The following is a 15,616-nucleotide window of genomic DNA, read 5'->3' on the forward strand; positions in this document are numbered from 1 at the left end:
CCCATGGATCTGGCGCTCACCGACGAACAGGCGATGATCCGCGACGCGGCGGCCGATGTGCTCGCGGAACGCAGTGCGTCCGCCGACGTGCGCCGCGCGCTCGAGCAATCGGCCGGCCGCGACGACGCGCTGTGGGCCGCGCTCGCGGGCGAGCTCGGCTGGAACGCGCTCGCGCTGCCGGAAGCGGCGGGCGGGCTCGGGCTCGGCGCGGTCGAGCAGACGGTGCTGATGGAACAGCTCGGCCGGCGCGTCGCGTGCGTGCCGTATTTTTCGACCGCGTGCCTCGCGGCAACCGCGCTGGCCGGCTGCGACACGCCGCTGGCCACCAGCTGGCTCGCGAAGATCGCTGAAGGCGCGTGCAGTGCGACGCTGGCGCTGCCGCTCGACCTGCCGGCTGGCACCGTGGCCTCTTGGTCGCTGCCGATCGTCGCGGAGGAAACGGCGGGCGGTTACGCGCTGTCCGGCGTGATCGAACAAGTCATCGACGGCGCGCGCGCCGACCTGCTGCTGGTGCCCGCGCGAATCGCGAACGAAGGGCAGTCGCTCGCGGTGTTCGCGATCGACGTCTCGACGGCAACCGGCCTGACCGTCACGCCGCTCGAAACACTCGACGCCACGCGGCCGATCGCGCGCGTGGTGTTCGAAGAAACTCGCGTGAGCCGCGACGCGCTGCTGGCCGGCCGCGATGCCGCACCGGTACTGGAGCGCACCGCGTGGTTCGCGGCGCTCGCGCTGGCGGCCGAGCAGCTCGGCGGCGCACAGCAATGCCTCGACCTGACGCTTGACTACACGAGCCAGCGCGTGCAGTTCGGCCGCACGATTGCGTCGTTCCAGGCCGTCAAGCATCGATGCGCACAGATGATGGTGTCGATCGAATCGGCGCGCTCGGCCGTGCTCGGCGCCGCGCATGCGTGGGACGCGGAAGCCGGCGCGACGCCGGGTGCCGCGCTGCGCGCCGACATCGCGGCCGCGAAAGCCGCCGCAAACGACGCCTATGCGTTCTGCGCGCAGGAGGCGATCCAGTTGCACGGCGGCGTCGGCTTCACGTGGGAATACGACCCGCATCTCTATTTCAAGCGCGCGCAGGCGTCGGGTGCGCAGTTCGGCACGACGCCGCAACTGCTCGAGTGGATCGCGCGCCACGCGATCGACGGCAGCGTGGCCAAGCGCGACGAAACCGCATCGCCGGTCATCGCCGCAACACGCCCATCCGCCGCACGCGCAGGAGCCCTTCAATGAACAGCGAAACGCGCGAACAGCAATTGCGGCACGAAGTGGCCGACTGGGTGCAGTCGCACCTGACCGGCGAATTCGCGTGCCTGAAATACCGCGGCGGCCCCGGCGACGAGGAAGCGTGGCCGGAACTGCGCAAGGCATGGGAACGGGAGCTGGCGGAAGGCGGCTGGACCGGGCTCGGCTGGCCGACCGACGCCGGCGGGCGCGGCTTTTCGGTCGCCGAGCAGGTGATCTTTCACGAGGAATACGCGCGTGCGGGCGGCCCCGGGCGGATGGGTCACATCGGCGAAGGGCTGCTCGGGCCGACGCTCGTCGCGTGCGGCACCGACGACCAGCGTGCGCGGTTCCTGCCCGGGATCCTAGCCGGCACGCAGTTCTGGTGCCAGGGTTATTCGGAGCCGGGCGCGGGTTCCGATCTGGCCAACGTGCGCACGCGTGCGGAACAGGATGCGGACGGCACGTGGCGCGTCCATGGCCAGAAGGTATGGACGTCGCTCGCGCACGATTCCGACTGGATCTTCGTGCTCGCGCGCACCGATCCCGCGTCGAAAGGCAACAAGGGGCTGTCGTTCCTGCTGATGCCGCTCGACCAGCCGGGCCTCGAGATCCGACCGATCAAGCAGCTCAACGGCGGCGCGGAATTCAACGAAGTGTTCTTCGACGGCGCGCGTGCGCAAGCGCGCGACCTGGTCGGCGCGCCGGGCGACGGCTGGCGGATCGCGATGACGCTGCTCGGTTTCGAGCGCGGGATGTCGACGCTCGGCCAGCAGATGCAGTTCGTCCGCGAGCTCGAATGGGTGATCGACGCGGCGCGCGCATCGGGCGCGGATCGTGACCCCGTGCTGCGCCAGCGGATCGGCCGCGCATGGGCCGGGCTGCGCGTGATGCGCTACAACGCGCTGCGGATGCTGTCCGGCGCGGACGATGCCGACGGCGGCGCGCCGCTGCGCCGCGAGGCGCTGATCTACAAGTACTACTGGTCGAACTGGCACCGCGACCTCGGCCAGCTTGCGATGGATGCGCTGGGGCCGCGCGCGAACGTGATCGATCCCACCGACGAAAAGCTCACCCATCTGCAGCGCGTATTCCTGTTCTCCCGTGCGGACACGATCTACGCCGGCACCAACGAAATCCAGCTGAACATCATGGCCGAGCGCGGGCTCGGCATGCCAAGAGAACCGCGAGGACAAGCATGACCGAACCCCAGATCCAGAAGGCCCCCGCCTACGTGCCGGGCCACCAGCTGCTCGCCGGCAAATCGGTGCTGATCACGGCTGCGGCCGGCGCCGGCATCGGCTTCGCGGCCGCGCGCCGCTGCGCGGAGGAAGGCTGCCGCGCGCTGTTCATTTCCGACATCCACGAAAAGCGCCTCGAACAGGCGGTGCAGACGCTGCGCGCCGAAACGGGGCTGCAACAGATCCATGGCCGCCTGTGCAACGTCGCGGTCGAGGCCGACGTGCAGGCGCTCGTCGCCGACGCGCAGGACAAGCTCGACGGCGTCGACGTGCTGATCAACAACGCCGGGCTCGGCGGGTCGACCCGCATCGTCGATATGGACGATGCCGAATGGTCGCGCGTGATCGACATTAGCCTTACCGGGACGTTCCGGATGATGCGCGCGATGCTGCCGCACATGCAGGCCCGCGGCCGCGGCGCGATCGTCAACAACGCATCGGTGCTCGGCTGGCGCGCGCAGGCGGAACAGGCGCACTACGCGGCGGCGAAAGCGGGCGTGATGGCGCTCACGCGCTGCGCGGCGCTCGAAGCATCGCCGTACGGCGTGCGCATCAACGCAGTCGCGCCGAGCATCGCGATGCACGATTTTCTGAAGAAGTCGGCGCCGGCCGACTTGCTGAATCAACTGGCGTCGCGCGAAGCCTTCGGGCGCGCCGCCGAAGTCTGGGAGGTCGCGAACGTGATGGTGTTTCTTGCAAGCGATTACGCGTCGTACATGACGGGCGAAGTGCTGTCGGTCAGTAGCCAGCACGCATGACGGACACGACCCTCGACCCCGTGCGCGCGACGCCCCGCGTGTTCGCGCATCCCGGCGAACTCGCGGCGGCTGTCGGCGAGACGCTCGGCGCGAGCGCGTGGCTCGCGATCGACCAGGTCCGCATCGACGGCTTTGCCGATGCGACGGGCGATCACCAGTGGGTGCACGTCGATCCGGTGCGCGCGAAGGACGGCCCGTTCGGCGCGTGCATCGCGCACGGTTACCTGACGCTGTCGCTCGTCAACTATTTCCTGCCGCAGATCGTGCGCATCGACGGTGCGCGGCTCGGCGTCAACTACGGCTGCGACAAGATCCGTTTCCCCGCGCCGGTGAAGGTCGGCGCGCGTGTGCGCGGCGTCGGCGAGCTGCTGCGTGTCGAGCCGCTCGAAGGCGGTGTGCAGGCGTGGATTCGCGTGACCGTCGAGATCGAAGGCGAAGGCAAGCCCGGCTGCGTCGCCGACACGATCAGCCGTTACTACTTCTAGATCCAGATTCAGAGAGCCAGCACATGGAAGACGCAGTCATCGTTTCCGTCGCACGCACGCCGATCGGCAAGGCGTTTCGCGGCATGTTCAACGACACCGAGGCGCCCGCGCTGGGCGGTCACGTCGTGCGCACGGCGCTCGAACGCGCGGGTGTCGCGCCGGCCGACGTCGACGACGTGCTGATCGGCTGCGCCGCACAGCAAGGCACGCAGGGCTACAACATCGGCCGCCTGTCGGCCGCGGCGGCCGGGCTGCCGGCGTCGGTGCCCGGCATGGCGATCGACCGCATGTGCTCGTCGGGCCTGATGTCGATCGCGAGCGCCGCGCGCAGCATCGGTGCGGGCGACGCACGGATCGTCGTCGCGGGCGGCGTCGAGTCGATCTCGCTCACGCAGAACAAGCACAAGAACGCGTATCGCGCGCGTTCGCAGGCCGTGCTCGACCACCAGCCGGCCGCATACATCGCGATGATGGAAACGGCCGAGATCGTGTCGCGCCGCTACGGGATCTCGCGCGCCGCGCAGGATGCCTACGCGCTGCAGAGCCATCAGCGCACCGCCGAAGCACAGGCCGCCGGCCGCTTCGACGCGGAAATCGCGCCGCTCGACGTGCGCCGCGCGCTGTTCGACAAGGAGGGCAACCCGGCCGGTCACGAAGACCTGCGCGCGGCGCGCGACGAAGGCGTGCGCGCTGACACGACGGCCGAGCGGCTCGCGGGGCTGAAGCCGTCGTGGAGCGGCGGCAAGGTCGTCGAGCAGGGCGAGTTCGTGACGGCCGGCAATGCGTCGCAGCTGTCGGATGGCGCGGCTGCCGTGGTCGTGATGTCGCGCAGCGAGGCGATGCGTCGCGGGTTGACGCCGCTCGGCGCGTTCCGCGGCCTCGCGGTGGCCGGCTGCGAGCCGGACGAGATGGGCATCGGCCCGGTGTTCGCGATCCCGAAGCTGCTGGAGCGCTTCGGGATGACCGTGGCCGACGTCGGGCTGTGGGAGCTGAACGAGGCGTTCGCATGCCAGGCGCTGTATTGCCGCGACACGCTCGGCATTCCCGACGACCGGCTGAACGTGGACGGCGGCGCGATCGCGCTCGGCCATCCGTTCGGGATGTCGGGCGCGCGGATGACGATGCACGCGCTGCTCGAAGGCGCGCGGCGCGGCGTGCGGCACGCGGTCGTGACGATGTGCATCGGCGGCGGGATGGGTGCCGCCGCGCTGTTCGAAGTCGGCGCGTAGCAGGCGCCGAATCGGCCGCCGGAGACGGCGGCCAGCCATTCAGGACCATTCGAGGCCGCGGCAAAGACCGACGGCCCGGAGATTTGCAGGCGATTGCCGTTGGCGCTTCGGCGCGAACCGCCGTCGAACGCAGACACAGGAGACAAGCATGAAACGAACTTTGCCCGGACTCGCGATGTCGGCGCTCGTGCTCGGCGCCGCGCTGTTCGCGTTTTCGCCGCGCCCGCTGCCGGCGTTCCCGGTCACCGCGATCCATGCGGACCGGCTGCAGATCAACGGGCTCGCCCGGGCCGGCGCGCGTATCGTCGCGGTCGGCGAACGGGGCGTGATCCTGCTGAGCGACGACGCGGGCGCCCACTGGCGGCCGGCGTCGGTCACGCCCGACCAGGCGTCGACGCTCACGCAGGTGCGCTTCATCACGCCGACGCTCGGGATCGCGGTCGGCCACGACGGCCGGATTATCCGCAGCGACGACGCGGGCGTGCACTGGCGCGAGGTGCACATGGACCACGACCATTCCGATCCGTTGTTGTCCGTGTGGGGCACCGCCAACGGCCCGCTGTTCGCGGCCGGCAGCTTCGGCCAGCTGCTGCGCTCGGACGATGCGGGCGTCAACTGGCAGACGGTCAAGACGCCCGCCGGCGACCGTCACCTGAACGCGATCGTCGGCGACGGCCACGGCAACCTGCTGGTCGCGGGCGAGAGCGGCACGCTGCTGCGCTCGACCGACAACGGCGTCACCTGGGACAAGCTGCCTTCGCCGTACGCCGGCTCGCTGTTCGGCGCGCTGATGCTCGCGAACGGCGACTGGGTCGCGTACGGGATGCGCGGCAACGTGGTACGCAGCACCGATCGCGGCGCGACCTGGACGCACGTCGACAGCCACGTGCCGGTGTCGTACTTCGGCGCGACCCAGCTGACCGACGGCGAACTCGTGCTGGTCGGCCAGGGCGGCGCGATCGTCGCGTCGCGCGACGGCGGGTTGACCTTCGACGTGCGCAAGCTCGGCGGCGTGCAGAGCCTCGCGGCCGTGCTCGACATGGGCCACGGCGCGCTGCTGCTCGGCGGCGAGGCCGGCGTCGCGCCGCTCGCCGCGGCGCCGTCCTGATGCGCGGCCACGGCGGCCGCAGTGGCCGCCGGCTTTCGTCCGCTTTGGTTCGTTTCGCATCGCCAGTCCGTACCGACACGAGAATTCCATGAACGACCTGTCACGCCCCCCTGAAGCCGTTCCCGCGTCGCGCCTCGCCACCTTCGTCGAGCGCTGCGCCAACACGATCATTCGCCGGCGCCGGCTGCTGATGCTGCTCTGCGTGGCGGTGACGCTCGCGCTGGGGCTGTCCGCGACGCGCCTAAAGCTCGATCCGGGCTTCAACAAGATGATCCCGATGCAGCACCCGTACATGCAGGTGTTCGAGCGTTATGCGGGCGCGTTCCCCGGCGCCAACACGATCCTCGTGAGCCTGCGCTGGAAGGGCGACGGCGACATCTACAACCAGACGTTCATGGATGCGCTGCGCCATGCGACCGACGACGTGTTCTTCATCCCCGGCGTGAACCGTTCGCGCGTGTTCTCGCTGTTCACGCCGAACGTCCATTACACCGAGGTGACCGAGGCCGGCTTTCGTGGCGACGTGGTCGTGCCGGGCCAGTTCTCGAGCGCGAACCCGGACGATCTCGCGAAAGTGCGCCGCAACGTCGCGCGTTCGGGGCAGATCGGCCGCCTCGTCGGCAACGACCTGAAGTCGGCGCTGATCCGCGCCGAGCTGCGCGAGACCGACCCGGCCACCGGCAAGCGGCTCGACTACAGCGCGGTCGCGCGCCAGCTCGAGGAGATTCGCGCGAAGTACGCGAAGCAGGGCATCGACGTGAACGTCATCGGCTTCGCGAAGCTGGTCGGCGACGTCGAGAGCGGCATCGCGGGCGTGATGGCGTTCTTCGCACTCGCGTTCCTCGTGACGGCCGCGCTGCTGTTCGGCTATACGCGCTCGCTGAAGACTACCGTGCTGGCGCTCGTCGTCGCGCTGCTGCCGGTCGTCTGGCTGCTCGGCGCGCTGCCGCTGCTCGGGCTCGGCATCGACCCGATGTCGATCCTCGTGCCGTTCCTGATCTTCTCGATCGGCGTATCGCACGCGGTGCAGATGACCAACGCATGGAAGCAGGCGCTGGTGCGCGGCGAGTCGTCGGTCGACGCCGCCCGCGACGCGTTCCGCAAGCTGTTCGTGCCGGGCACCGTCGCGCTGCTGACCAACGCGCTCGGCTTCATGGTGATCATGCGGATCAGGATCGACATCGTGCGCGAGCTCGGCATCACCGCGTGCCTCGGCGTGTTGCTGATGATCGTCACGAACAAGGTGTTCCTGCCGATCCTGCTGTCGTACACGCGCCTCGAACACGGCACGCTGGCCCGCGCGCAGCGCACGGCGGCGGCCGGCGGCAGCCGGATGTGGTCGCGCTTCGCGGTGTTCGCCCGGCCGGCGCCCGCGCTCGGCGTGTTCGCGGTGGCGCTCGCGCTGCTCGCGTACGGCACGCTCGAATCGCGCAAGCTGGAGATCGGCGACATCGGCACCGGCGCGCCGGAATTGCGCGCGAACTCGCGCTACAACATCGACAACGCGGCGATCACGCACCAGTACAACATCGGCGTGGACGTGCTGTCGGTGATCGTCGAGACGACCGGCTTCGACGACGCGTGCCTGCATTACCCGGTGATGAGCGCGATCGAGAAGTTCGAGATGAACATGCGCGGCGTGGCCGGCGTGCAGTCGGTGACGAGCGTGTCGTCGCAGGGCAAGGTGTTCATCGCCGCGTTCAACGAAGGCAACCCGCGCTGGGCCGCACTGCCGCGTTCCAGCGACGGGCTCACGCAGGGTTCCAACGCGTTCGACCCCGACAACGGGATGAACACCGCGAATTGCAAGGCGATCCAGGTGCTGATCTACACGAAGAACCACGAGGGCACGACCATCGCGCACATCGTCGACGAGATCAAGCGCTTCGCGGCCGAGAACCCGACGCCGAACGTCGCGTTCCGGCTCGCGGGCGGCAACGTCGGCGTGATGGCCGCGACCAACGAGGCCGTCGGCGACGCGGAGATCGCGATGCTGCTGTCGATCTTCGGCGCGATCGCGCTGCTCTGCGCGGTCACGTTCCGCTCGTGGCGCGCGGTGCTGTGCATCGTCGTGCCGCTCACGCTCGTGTCGATCCTGTGCAACGCGGTGATGGCGCGGCTCGGCATCGGGCTGAAGGTCGCGACGCTGCCGGTGATCACGCTCGGCGTCGGGGTCGGCGTCGACTACGGGATCTACCTGTACGAGCGCCTGCAGCACGACATCCGCCATGGCGCGTCGCTGCCGGACGCGTTTGCCGATGCGATGCGCCAGCGCGGCACGGCGGCGCTGTTCACGGCCGTCACGATGTTCATCGGCGTCGGCACGTGGGCGTTCTCCGCGCTGAAGTTCCAGGTCGACATGGGCGTGCTGCTCGCGTTCATGTTCCTCGTGAACCTGTTCGGCGCGGTGTTCCTGCTGCCCGCGCTCGCCGCGTGGCTCGGCGTCGAGCGGGCCGAGCGCCGCATGCAGTTGCCACAGCAGCAGTCGTCGCCGTCGTCGGTGGCCGCGCCGTCGCGGCAGCAGGCGACCGCGTTCGAGCACGGCAATCCGATGCGCTGAGCGGCGCACCCCCATTACCCCGCGCGCGGCGGGCCGCCGCGCGTTCCCCACGAGAGGAGTCAACCCACATGTCCGCACGCCCTTACAAGATCGAAGCCCAGCCGCTCGCGCAGCGCTATGCGCGCGGCTGGCACTGCCTCGGGCTCGCCCGCGACTACAAGGACGGCAAGCCGCACACGCTGAACGTGTTCGGCCGCAAGCTCGCCGCGTTCGCCGATTCGACCGGCAAGGTCAATGTCGTCGACGCCTACTGCCCGCACATGGGGGCCGACCTGAGCCTCGGCACGGTCCAGGGCGACAACCTCGTGTGCCCGTTCCACGGCTGGGCCTGGAGCGGCGAAGGGCAGTGCGCGTCGATCCCGTACTGCAAGCGGATTCCGCCGAAGGCGCGCATCGGCGCGTGGCCGACCTGCGAGGAAAACAACCTGCTGTTCGTCTGGAACGACCCGGAAGGCAACGCACCGCCGGCGGACGTCGCGATTCCGCGTCTCGACGTGTGCTTCTCCGACGAATGGTCGGACTGGGTGGTCGACAAGATGGTGATCCAGGCCAACTGCCGCGAGCTGGTCGACAACATCTCGGACGTCGCGCACTTCGCGACCGTGCACCGCGCGCCGATCGACTATTTCGCGAACCTGTTCGAGGATCACAAGGCGACGCAGCTGATGGTCGGCCGCAGCGAGAAGCTCGGCGGCGACAGCCTGACCGCGCTGTCGACGTATTTCGGGCCGGCCGTGCACATCACGCAGATGACGGGGCAGAGCAACGGGCAGCCGATCCACTCGGTGCTGCTGAACTGCCACGTGCCGATCGACATGAACAGCTTCGAGCTGCGTTACGGCGTGATCGTGAAGAAGGTGGTCGGGCTCAGCGACGAGCAGAACCTGGAGATCGCGAACGCGTACGTGAAGGAAGCGCAGCGCGCGTTCTACGAGGACGTCGACATCTGGCACAGCAAGACGCGGATCGACAACCCGCTGCTGTGCGAAGGCGACGGGCCGCTGTACCAGATGCGCGACTGGTATTCGCAGTTCTATCTGGACGCAGCCGACGTCCGTCCGACGAGCGTCGCGCGTAAGGCATTTGAAATGCGGATTCGCGACGGCGCCGAGCCGCCGGCGTTGCATCACGTGTTCGAGCCGCAGTAAAAACGGGCGCGCCGGCCGAAAAATGAGGGGCGCATCGAAATGCGCCCCGTCGGCCGGCAACACCCGCCGCATAAGGCGCACGCGGCATTCACGCGCCCGCGCTGCAACAAAAGAACTTGACGAAACGGTCGTTGCCGCGTAGTGTCCGTGACCGAAGTCTTCAAGAAGTTCGATAGCTCATCATTGGCCGCACTCCGTGCGGCGGTCGTTGGCCTTTCCCTCTTTGATTCTTTCTGTGCCTGTCGTGGGCGCATGTTCAATTATTCGTATTAAGGAAGTATTTGTGGATACCGGTACCGTCAAGTGGTTCAACGAAACCAAGGGCTTTGGTTTCATCTCCCCGGACAACGGCGGCGACGATCTGTTCGCCCATTTCTCGGAAATTCGCGGCACGGGCTTCAAGACCCTGGCCGAAGGCCAGAAGGTCAGCTTCGAAGTGAAGCGCGGCCCGAAGGGTCTGCAAGCGTCGAACATCACGCCGCAGTAAGCCGCAACGGCATCGGCCGCCAATCGGCGGCTGCTGCCGGATGGACTCTCGCGCGGGGTGCCGGTATTCCGGCGGCCAGCGCGATTCCGATGCGCACGACCGATGCATCGCGTCATTCACGATGCATCGGTCGTGACGCCTCCCTCATCGCATGCCTGAACGGCGTGCGACGCAACGCCCTCGCGAAGCGCCCGCCGCTTCGCCAGCGCATCACCGCTTCAACGCATCAACCCGAGCAGACCGCCGCCATGCCGTAGTAGCCGGCGCGGTCCCGACTTGCGCGGCGCTCATTGCGCCGCCGCCACTGACCGCCCGAACGCCGCAACGCGCCGGGCTCCGATCGCAAGACAGGCCTGTGGCCCGTCTGAACGAACCGATACCCGGCAGCCTGCCAGCCGTCGTCCCGTTGCGGGAACGGCGCCCGGCAGATCGCCGCGGCCGCGGTCAATCACCTTGTCTGGAGGAATTGGTTTGGCAAAAGAAGAACTGCTGGAACTCGACGGGATCGTCGACGAAGTGCTGCCGGACAGCAAATATCGCGTCACGCTGGAAAACGGCGTCGTGGTGGGCGCGTACGCGTCGGGCCGCATGCGCAAGAACCACATCCGCATTCTCGCGGGCGACCGCGTGACGCTGGAACTGTCGATGTACGACCTGACCAAGGGCCGTATCAACTTCCGGCACAAGGACGCGAATTCGCCGCGTCCGCCGCGAACCGGGCAACCGCGCCGTTAAGCGGCAACGATCGGGCGCGTGACACCGCACCGATCGACTCCCGTCCGGCCACGCGGCCGGACGAACCGGATGGACGGCACGCGTCGTGCCGTTCGTCGGTCGCCGGCGGCGTCGTCACGCCGCGGCGGCCAGCACCATCTTCTCCGGTCGCGTTGCGTGTTCCACGCTCAAGCGGCCGCGTCTCGCAGGAAATCCTCGACGATCATCGCGAAGTACGGCGGACATTCCTGCATCGGGTAATGCCCGCAATTCGGAATCGTCACGAGCCGCGCGTTCGGGTGCCAGGCCAGGAACGTCGCCTGCATTGCCGCTTCGTCGAGCCCCGGATCCTTGTCGCCGACGATCACCAGAAAGCGCGTGTCCAGCCCGCGGATGTCATCGACGAAATCCGTTCCCGTCAGCATGTCGAGATAGGCGAGCCGGCAACCCGGCGCCACGCGCTCGCGGTTCTGCCGCAGTTTCACGTCGGCCCAGCGCGCCGACAGCCCACCCGTCACGAATCGCACGAGCCGGCGAAACGCATCGTCGTTTTCGGCGGTGCTCGCGAAGAATGCGCGTGCGTCGTCGTTCAGGCGATTGCCGGCCGCCGACACCGGGCACACGGCGATCGCGCTCTTGATGCGCGACGGCGCGTCGGCGGCGATCCGTTGCGTCGCCATGCCGGTCATCGAATGGCCGATGACGTGAAAGCGCTGCCAGCCGAGCCGGTCCGCGAGCGCGAGGCAATCGGCCGCGATCTCGTCGACGGTGCAGGCGCCGTTCAGGTGGATGGAGGTTCCGTAGCCGCGCAGGTCGACGAAGACGTACGTGAAGGCCGCTTCGTCGAGATACGGCAACAGCGCCGCGTAGTTCGTCCGGTCGCCGAGCCAGTCGTGCATGACCATCACGCATTCGGGGCCGGTGCCGTGTCGCAGGTAGCCGAGGCCGTCGTGGTCGGCGTTCGGGCGGGAGGCGAGGGTGTCGACAGGGTTCATTTCAAGGGGTTTCCTTTTGGTGGGTGAACCAAAACGAAACGCCCTCCCGGCGGACCGGGAGGGCGTCTTGAAAGTGCATCGATCGTATCGGGCCGACTTGCGAAAGTCAACGTTCAGCGCGCCATCCCGCCCGACACGTCGATGCGCTGCGCATTGATCCGATCCGGCGGTTATCGTCCGACAGCCGCGACGCGATCGTCGGCCCGATGTTCGTTACGCGGAACATCGCGCCGGCCGATGGTTGAACGCACGCGCGGCAGCGCGGTTCGCGTACGGCTTTACGTGCGGGCCGGTGCGGTCGTACACTCGTCGGCAATTCGCGGCTCGCGGGCATTGCTTTCAATTGCCTTCAATCGCTTTCAGCGCGCCGCCGATCGTGCCCGCCGGACTTTCGTCGCGCGACGCCAGGAGGCGCCATGAGTGCAGACGCAGCCCCCGCAGCCCCGCCGGTTCAGCAGCGCATCCAGCACGTGTTCGTGCTGATGCTCGAGAACCGTTCCTTCGATCACCTGTTCGCGCTGTCGGGCTACCCCGACATCGTCGCCGCGTCGCCGGGCAACAGCAACGCGTACGGCGGCGCGGTCTATCCATTCGGCGGCGGTGCGCCAGACCGAATGCCGACCGATCCTTGCCACGAATTCACCGACGTGCTCGAGCAGCTCTGCGGCGCCGGTGTGCCGTTCGTGAAAGGACAGCCTTATCCACCCGTCGCCAACTCGGGGTTCGTGTCGAACTACGCGACGTCGCATTCCGAAGGCACGCCGCCGCAGCCGGCCGATGCGGGCAAGATCATGCAGGGCGCGGACGTGCAGACGAACGCGCCGTCGCTGTACGCGCTCGCAAACGCGTTCGTGCTGTGCGACGCATGGCATGCGTCGATGCCGGGGCCGACCTGGCCGAACCGGTTCTTCCTGCACGGCGCGTCGTCGGCCGGGCTCGACCATTCGCCGACCAAGGAAGAAATGGGCGGGTGGGACACGGTCGACGGTTTCTCCTATCCGAAGGGTTCGATCTTCGGCGCGCTCGGCGACGCCAACTGGCGCATCTACCAGGACCAGACCGGCGATCCGCTCGGCCATGTGCCGCAGGTCGCGTCGTTGAAGGGCGTGAGCTTCTTCGACGTCGACGACCTCGCGCATTTCGAAGCCGATCTCGCGGCCGGTTATACGGCGCGCTATACGTTCATCGAGCCCAGCTACGGCGACATCGTGCACGGCACCTACGAGAACGGCAGCTCGCAACACCCGATGGACGGGTTGGCCGGCGGCGACCAGCTCGCCGCGCGCGTGTACAACGCGATTCGCAATTCGCCGGTGTGGAACAGCAGCCTGCTCGTGATCGTCTACGATGAGCACGGCGGCTTCTACGATTCGGTCAAGCCGGGCGCCGCGCCGCCGCCGAACGATGGCGCGGCCGCGACGCTGAACGCGAGCGGCTTCGGCTTCGACGTGTACGGCGTGCGCGTGCCGGCGATCGTGATTTCGCCGTGGGTCGCGGCCGGGCAGGTCGACCACACGCCGTACGATCATGCGTCGGTGGCCGCGACGCTTGGCCGGCTGTTCGGCCTTGCGCCGCTGACCGATCGCGACCGCCTTGCCAACGACCTGCTGGCGCTCGTGACGGCGACGTGCCGGACTGACTGCCCGCAAAGGATCGGAACATGAGCACGACCCCGGCTCCGGACCCGCGCGATGCGCTGCCCGTGCGCGACGGCACGAGCCTGATCGCGTTTCTGCACATCCTGAAGAAAGCGCATGCGGCGCTGGTCGGTCAGGACAAGGCCCATCAGCGCTTCAGCGAAATCGTCACGCGCGGGCAGGCGCGGCAATACATCGAGGAACTGATGCCGTCGCTGCAGCAGGCGCGTGCGGCGCATCGGAAGCGTCGGCACGGCGGGAAGCATCGCTGACGGGTGATGCGGCGAGCGGATGTCGGTAGCGCGATCTGCCGAAGGAATTCGGGCGACGGCATACGGCGGATATGCCCGGTTGGGGCGCGTGATGGAAACGAAGCCGTGGGCCTCAGCTGTGGCATCCCGATTTCGTCACGAAATCGAGATGCCAGGCTCGCCGACTGACCGAGTATTCTTCGCTCACGCACGGGCGTCGATTAGCTGAACTGAATAATGTGGACTACGTATTGAATGGCAACCCAGGTGTCGCCGGTTGCAATGGACCCGGAACCACCAGCGAACCGCAGTTGCTCACCACGGGCTCGCCCGCCAGCACCTTCTTGATGAAGGGCAGCGAGTCCACGAGCGAACCGTTCACCGCGCCGTTGTGCGTCAGGCCCGGATAATAGTGCCACTCGATGTCGACCCCAAGGCTGCATGCGGTAGAGATGAAGTTGTACGCGGCTGGCGTCCCCGTTACCGAGTCGGCGAGCCCGGTTCCCGTGAACAACGGGACCTTCACCGAGAAGCCCGCGATAGGCGTCGGTAAGCGGCCCAGCACCGGTCCAACCAGGCTGACGGGCGGCCTTGCCTTCAGGTAATTGGCTTCCGTAATACCTTCCGAAATCTCCATCGTTTCGAGCGCGTCGACGCAATTCTTTGTCGCGGCGGCGAAAAGCGGCTTGGCGCTATCGGACAGATACGGCGTGATGTCGAAGGCCGGATTCTCCGCGGGCGCGGTGCCGAGCCAAATGAACATGTCGAACAGCGCATCACCCGAGACCGGCAGAAGCGCATTGCTGACAACGGGCGCCGGAATCTGCGGTGCCGGATTGGCGCCCGAAAACCCGAAGGCGACACCCGTTGCGACACCGCCCACGATATGCACGTCAGGGGCATAGGTCGGCGCATATTGCAACGTGGCGATCGTCGCGCCCGAACCTTGCGACTGGCCGACCAATACGACCTTGTTTGCGAGCACACCCGGAAACATCACCAGCGCCGCACGCAGATTGTCGAGCGTGCTGTACGCTTCGGCACGCGTCAACACGTAAGGGTGAGGGCCAGGCGTGCCGAGACCTTGATAGTCGGTTGCGACAACCGCGTAGCCTTGCGCCAGCAACGTACCGAGGTAAGCCTTGTCGCGATCCGACCGCTGCGTGTACGACTGGGCGCACACGTCGGCCACGCCGACGGTGCCGTGCGTCCACGCGATGACGGGCCAACCGTTTGCCGGCGGGGTTCCCTTCGGAAAATAGACCGCACCGGAAACGGCAACGGGCGTCTTTCCGTCGACGCCGTCAGTCGACGTGTAGAGCATGCGAACGTTCTGCGACGGGTCCGAGTTGTCGAGCGCAAGATTGGCATCCAGCGGTTGCTGACGCAACAGTTGGCCCGGCGTACCGGGCACCCGACTGGTCCACACGTAGAACGACGGGACGCCGCCGTCGCCAACGGCTGCGTTGGACACGGGAACAGGGCCGCTTGGCGGCTGGGGGGCGCTGTCCGCGCTCCCGCCGCAGCCCGACGCCAGAAGCATCACCGCGCTACCGAGCAAAACCAGCCAGATCGCGTCTCCAAACCATCTGATTTTTTTCATATATATCCACTTGCGTGGTCCATGAAATTATCTGGATTTCGGTCTCTGACGGAGAATGGCTACACTGAAGTGCCGTTTTCGTCCGGACCTGCCTTCCGTGAAGGAGGCCGAAGCATAGTGGTGCGGAAAATAAACTCGCAAAAGACGCTTTTTTGGTACATGCGATAACC

General features: G+C 67.6%; 14 protein-coding genes. 12 read left to right on the plus strand and 2 right to left on the minus strand.

Annotated elements, in window-relative coordinates; translation table 11 throughout:
- Nucleotides 1–3: 3 nt before the first annotated feature.
- The 10 genes from H3H55_RS23525 (at nucleotide 4) to infA (ending at nucleotide 10,981) form a co-directional block, all read left to right on the plus strand.
- Nucleotides 4–1,239, plus strand: coding sequence for an acyl-CoA dehydrogenase family protein (locus H3H55_RS23525; RefSeq protein ID WP_193100420.1), 1,236 nt, complete (start codon nucleotides 4–6; stop codon nucleotides 1,237–1,239).
- Nucleotides 1,236–2,432, plus strand: a complete 1,197-nt coding sequence (locus H3H55_RS23530; protein WP_193100421.1) for an acyl-CoA dehydrogenase family protein — start codon at nucleotides 1,236–1,238, stop codon at nucleotides 2,430–2,432. Before H3H55_RS23525 ends, H3H55_RS23530 begins: the two co-directional genes overlap by 4 nt.
- Nucleotides 2,429–3,229: an SDR family oxidoreductase gene (locus tag H3H55_RS23535; protein WP_193100422.1), complete on the plus strand. Its 801-nt coding sequence runs from the start codon at nucleotides 2,429–2,431 to the stop codon at nucleotides 3,227–3,229. The genes H3H55_RS23530 and H3H55_RS23535 overlap by 4 nt, the downstream gene beginning before the upstream one ends.
- A complete protein-coding gene (locus H3H55_RS23540) occupies nucleotides 3,226–3,714 on the plus strand; it encodes a MaoC family dehydratase (protein ID WP_193100423.1) in 489 nt (162 codons plus the stop codon). The genes H3H55_RS23535 and H3H55_RS23540 overlap by 4 nt, the downstream gene beginning before the upstream one ends.
- Before the next feature lie 23 nt (nucleotides 3,715–3,737).
- Nucleotides 3,738–4,943, plus strand: a complete 1,206-nt coding sequence (locus tag H3H55_RS23545) for an acetyl-CoA C-acyltransferase (RefSeq protein ID WP_193100424.1) — start codon at nucleotides 3,738–3,740, stop codon at nucleotides 4,941–4,943.
- A gap of 148 nt (nucleotides 4,944–5,091) precedes the next feature.
- Nucleotides 5,092–6,051 carry a WD40/YVTN/BNR-like repeat-containing protein gene (locus H3H55_RS23550; protein WP_193100425.1) on the plus strand — a complete coding sequence of 320 codons (960 nt, stop codon included), beginning with the start codon at nucleotides 5,092–5,094 and terminating at the stop codon, nucleotides 6,049–6,051.
- Nucleotides 6,052–6,139: 88 nt separating this feature from the next.
- Nucleotides 6,140–8,611 (plus strand): efflux RND transporter permease subunit, encoded by a 2,472-nt coding sequence (locus H3H55_RS23555; RefSeq protein WP_193100426.1) that lies wholly within the window; start codon nucleotides 6,140–6,142, stop codon nucleotides 8,609–8,611.
- Between the two features lie 68 nt (nucleotides 8,612–8,679).
- Complete coding sequence (locus H3H55_RS23560; RefSeq protein ID WP_048251090.1) at nucleotides 8,680–9,759, plus strand: Rieske 2Fe-2S domain-containing protein; 1,080 nt, start codon at nucleotides 8,680–8,682, stop codon at nucleotides 9,757–9,759.
- Nucleotides 9,760–10,042: 283 nt separating this feature from the next.
- Nucleotides 10,043–10,246 carry a cold-shock protein gene (locus tag H3H55_RS23565; protein ID WP_006483056.1) on the plus strand — a complete coding sequence of 68 codons (204 nt, stop codon included), beginning with the start codon at nucleotides 10,043–10,045 and terminating at the stop codon, nucleotides 10,244–10,246.
- A 471-nt stretch (nucleotides 10,247–10,717) separates the two neighbouring features.
- Nucleotides 10,718–10,981, plus strand: a complete 264-nt coding sequence (gene infA, locus H3H55_RS23570) for a translation initiation factor IF-1 (protein WP_048251091.1) — start codon at nucleotides 10,718–10,720, stop codon at nucleotides 10,979–10,981.
- 167 nt (nucleotides 10,982–11,148) lie between these two features.
- Here infA and H3H55_RS23575 read toward each other — a convergent pair whose 3' ends face one another.
- Nucleotides 11,149–11,955 carry an alpha/beta fold hydrolase gene (locus H3H55_RS23575; RefSeq protein ID WP_193100427.1) on the minus strand — a complete coding sequence of 269 codons (807 nt, stop codon included), beginning with the start codon at nucleotides 11,953–11,955 and terminating at the stop codon, nucleotides 11,149–11,151.
- Nucleotides 11,956–12,371: 416 nt separating this feature from the next.
- Here H3H55_RS23575 and H3H55_RS23580 point away from each other — a divergent pair, with 416 nt between their 5' ends.
- Together H3H55_RS23580 and H3H55_RS23585 are read left to right on the plus strand one after the other, a co-directional pair.
- Nucleotides 12,372–13,619 (plus strand): alkaline phosphatase family protein, encoded by a 1,248-nt coding sequence (locus H3H55_RS23580; protein WP_193100428.1) that lies wholly within the window; start codon nucleotides 12,372–12,374, stop codon nucleotides 13,617–13,619.
- Nucleotides 13,616–13,864 carry a hypothetical protein gene (locus H3H55_RS23585; RefSeq protein WP_193100429.1) on the plus strand — a complete coding sequence of 83 codons (249 nt, stop codon included), beginning with the start codon at nucleotides 13,616–13,618 and terminating at the stop codon, nucleotides 13,862–13,864. The genes H3H55_RS23580 and H3H55_RS23585 overlap by 4 nt, the downstream gene beginning before the upstream one ends.
- Before the next feature lie 223 nt (nucleotides 13,865–14,087).
- Here H3H55_RS23585 and H3H55_RS23590 read toward each other — a convergent pair whose 3' ends face one another.
- The gene (locus tag H3H55_RS23590) at nucleotides 14,088–15,446 is read right to left on the minus strand and encodes an alpha/beta fold hydrolase (protein ID WP_193100430.1); all 1,359 of its coding nucleotides are present in this window, start codon (nucleotides 15,444–15,446) and stop codon (nucleotides 14,088–14,090) included.
- Between the last annotated feature and the right edge of the window lie 170 nt (nucleotides 15,447–15,616).

It is taken from the genome of Burkholderia sp. Z1 (genome assembly GCF_014893795.1).
Taxonomy (GTDB): Bacteria; Pseudomonadota; Gammaproteobacteria; order Burkholderiales; family Burkholderiaceae; genus Burkholderia; species Burkholderia theae.

Coding starts and splice junctions, on each gene's coding strand:
- H3H55_RS23525 (WP_193100420.1), top strand. CDS start 4: ATGGATCTGGCGCTCACCGACGAACAGGCGATGATCCGCGACGCGGCG.
- H3H55_RS23530 (WP_193100421.1), top strand. CDS start 1,236: ATGAACAGCGAAACGCGCGAACAGCAATTGCGGCACGAAGTGGCCGAC.
- H3H55_RS23535 (WP_193100422.1), top strand. CDS start 2,429: ATGACCGAACCCCAGATCCAGAAGGCCCCCGCCTACGTGCCGGGCCAC.
- H3H55_RS23540 (WP_193100423.1), top strand. CDS start 3,226: ATGACGGACACGACCCTCGACCCCGTGCGCGCGACGCCCCGCGTGTTC.
- H3H55_RS23545 (WP_193100424.1), top strand. CDS start 3,738: ATGGAAGACGCAGTCATCGTTTCCGTCGCACGCACGCCGATCGGCAAG.
- H3H55_RS23550 (WP_193100425.1), top strand. CDS start 5,092: ATGAAACGAACTTTGCCCGGACTCGCGATGTCGGCGCTCGTGCTCGGC.
- H3H55_RS23555 (WP_193100426.1), top strand. CDS start 6,140: ATGAACGACCTGTCACGCCCCCCTGAAGCCGTTCCCGCGTCGCGCCTC.
- H3H55_RS23560 (WP_048251090.1), top strand. CDS start 8,680: ATGTCCGCACGCCCTTACAAGATCGAAGCCCAGCCGCTCGCGCAGCGC.
- H3H55_RS23575 (WP_193100427.1), bottom strand. CDS start 11,955: ATGAACCCTGTCGACACCCTCGCCTCCCGCCCGAACGCCGACCACGAC.
- H3H55_RS23580 (WP_193100428.1), top strand. CDS start 12,372: ATGAGTGCAGACGCAGCCCCCGCAGCCCCGCCGGTTCAGCAGCGCATC.
- H3H55_RS23585 (WP_193100429.1), top strand. CDS start 13,616: ATGAGCACGACCCCGGCTCCGGACCCGCGCGATGCGCTGCCCGTGCGC.
- H3H55_RS23590 (WP_193100430.1), bottom strand. CDS start 15,446: ATGAAAAAAATCAGATGGTTTGGAGACGCGATCTGGCTGGTTTTGCTC.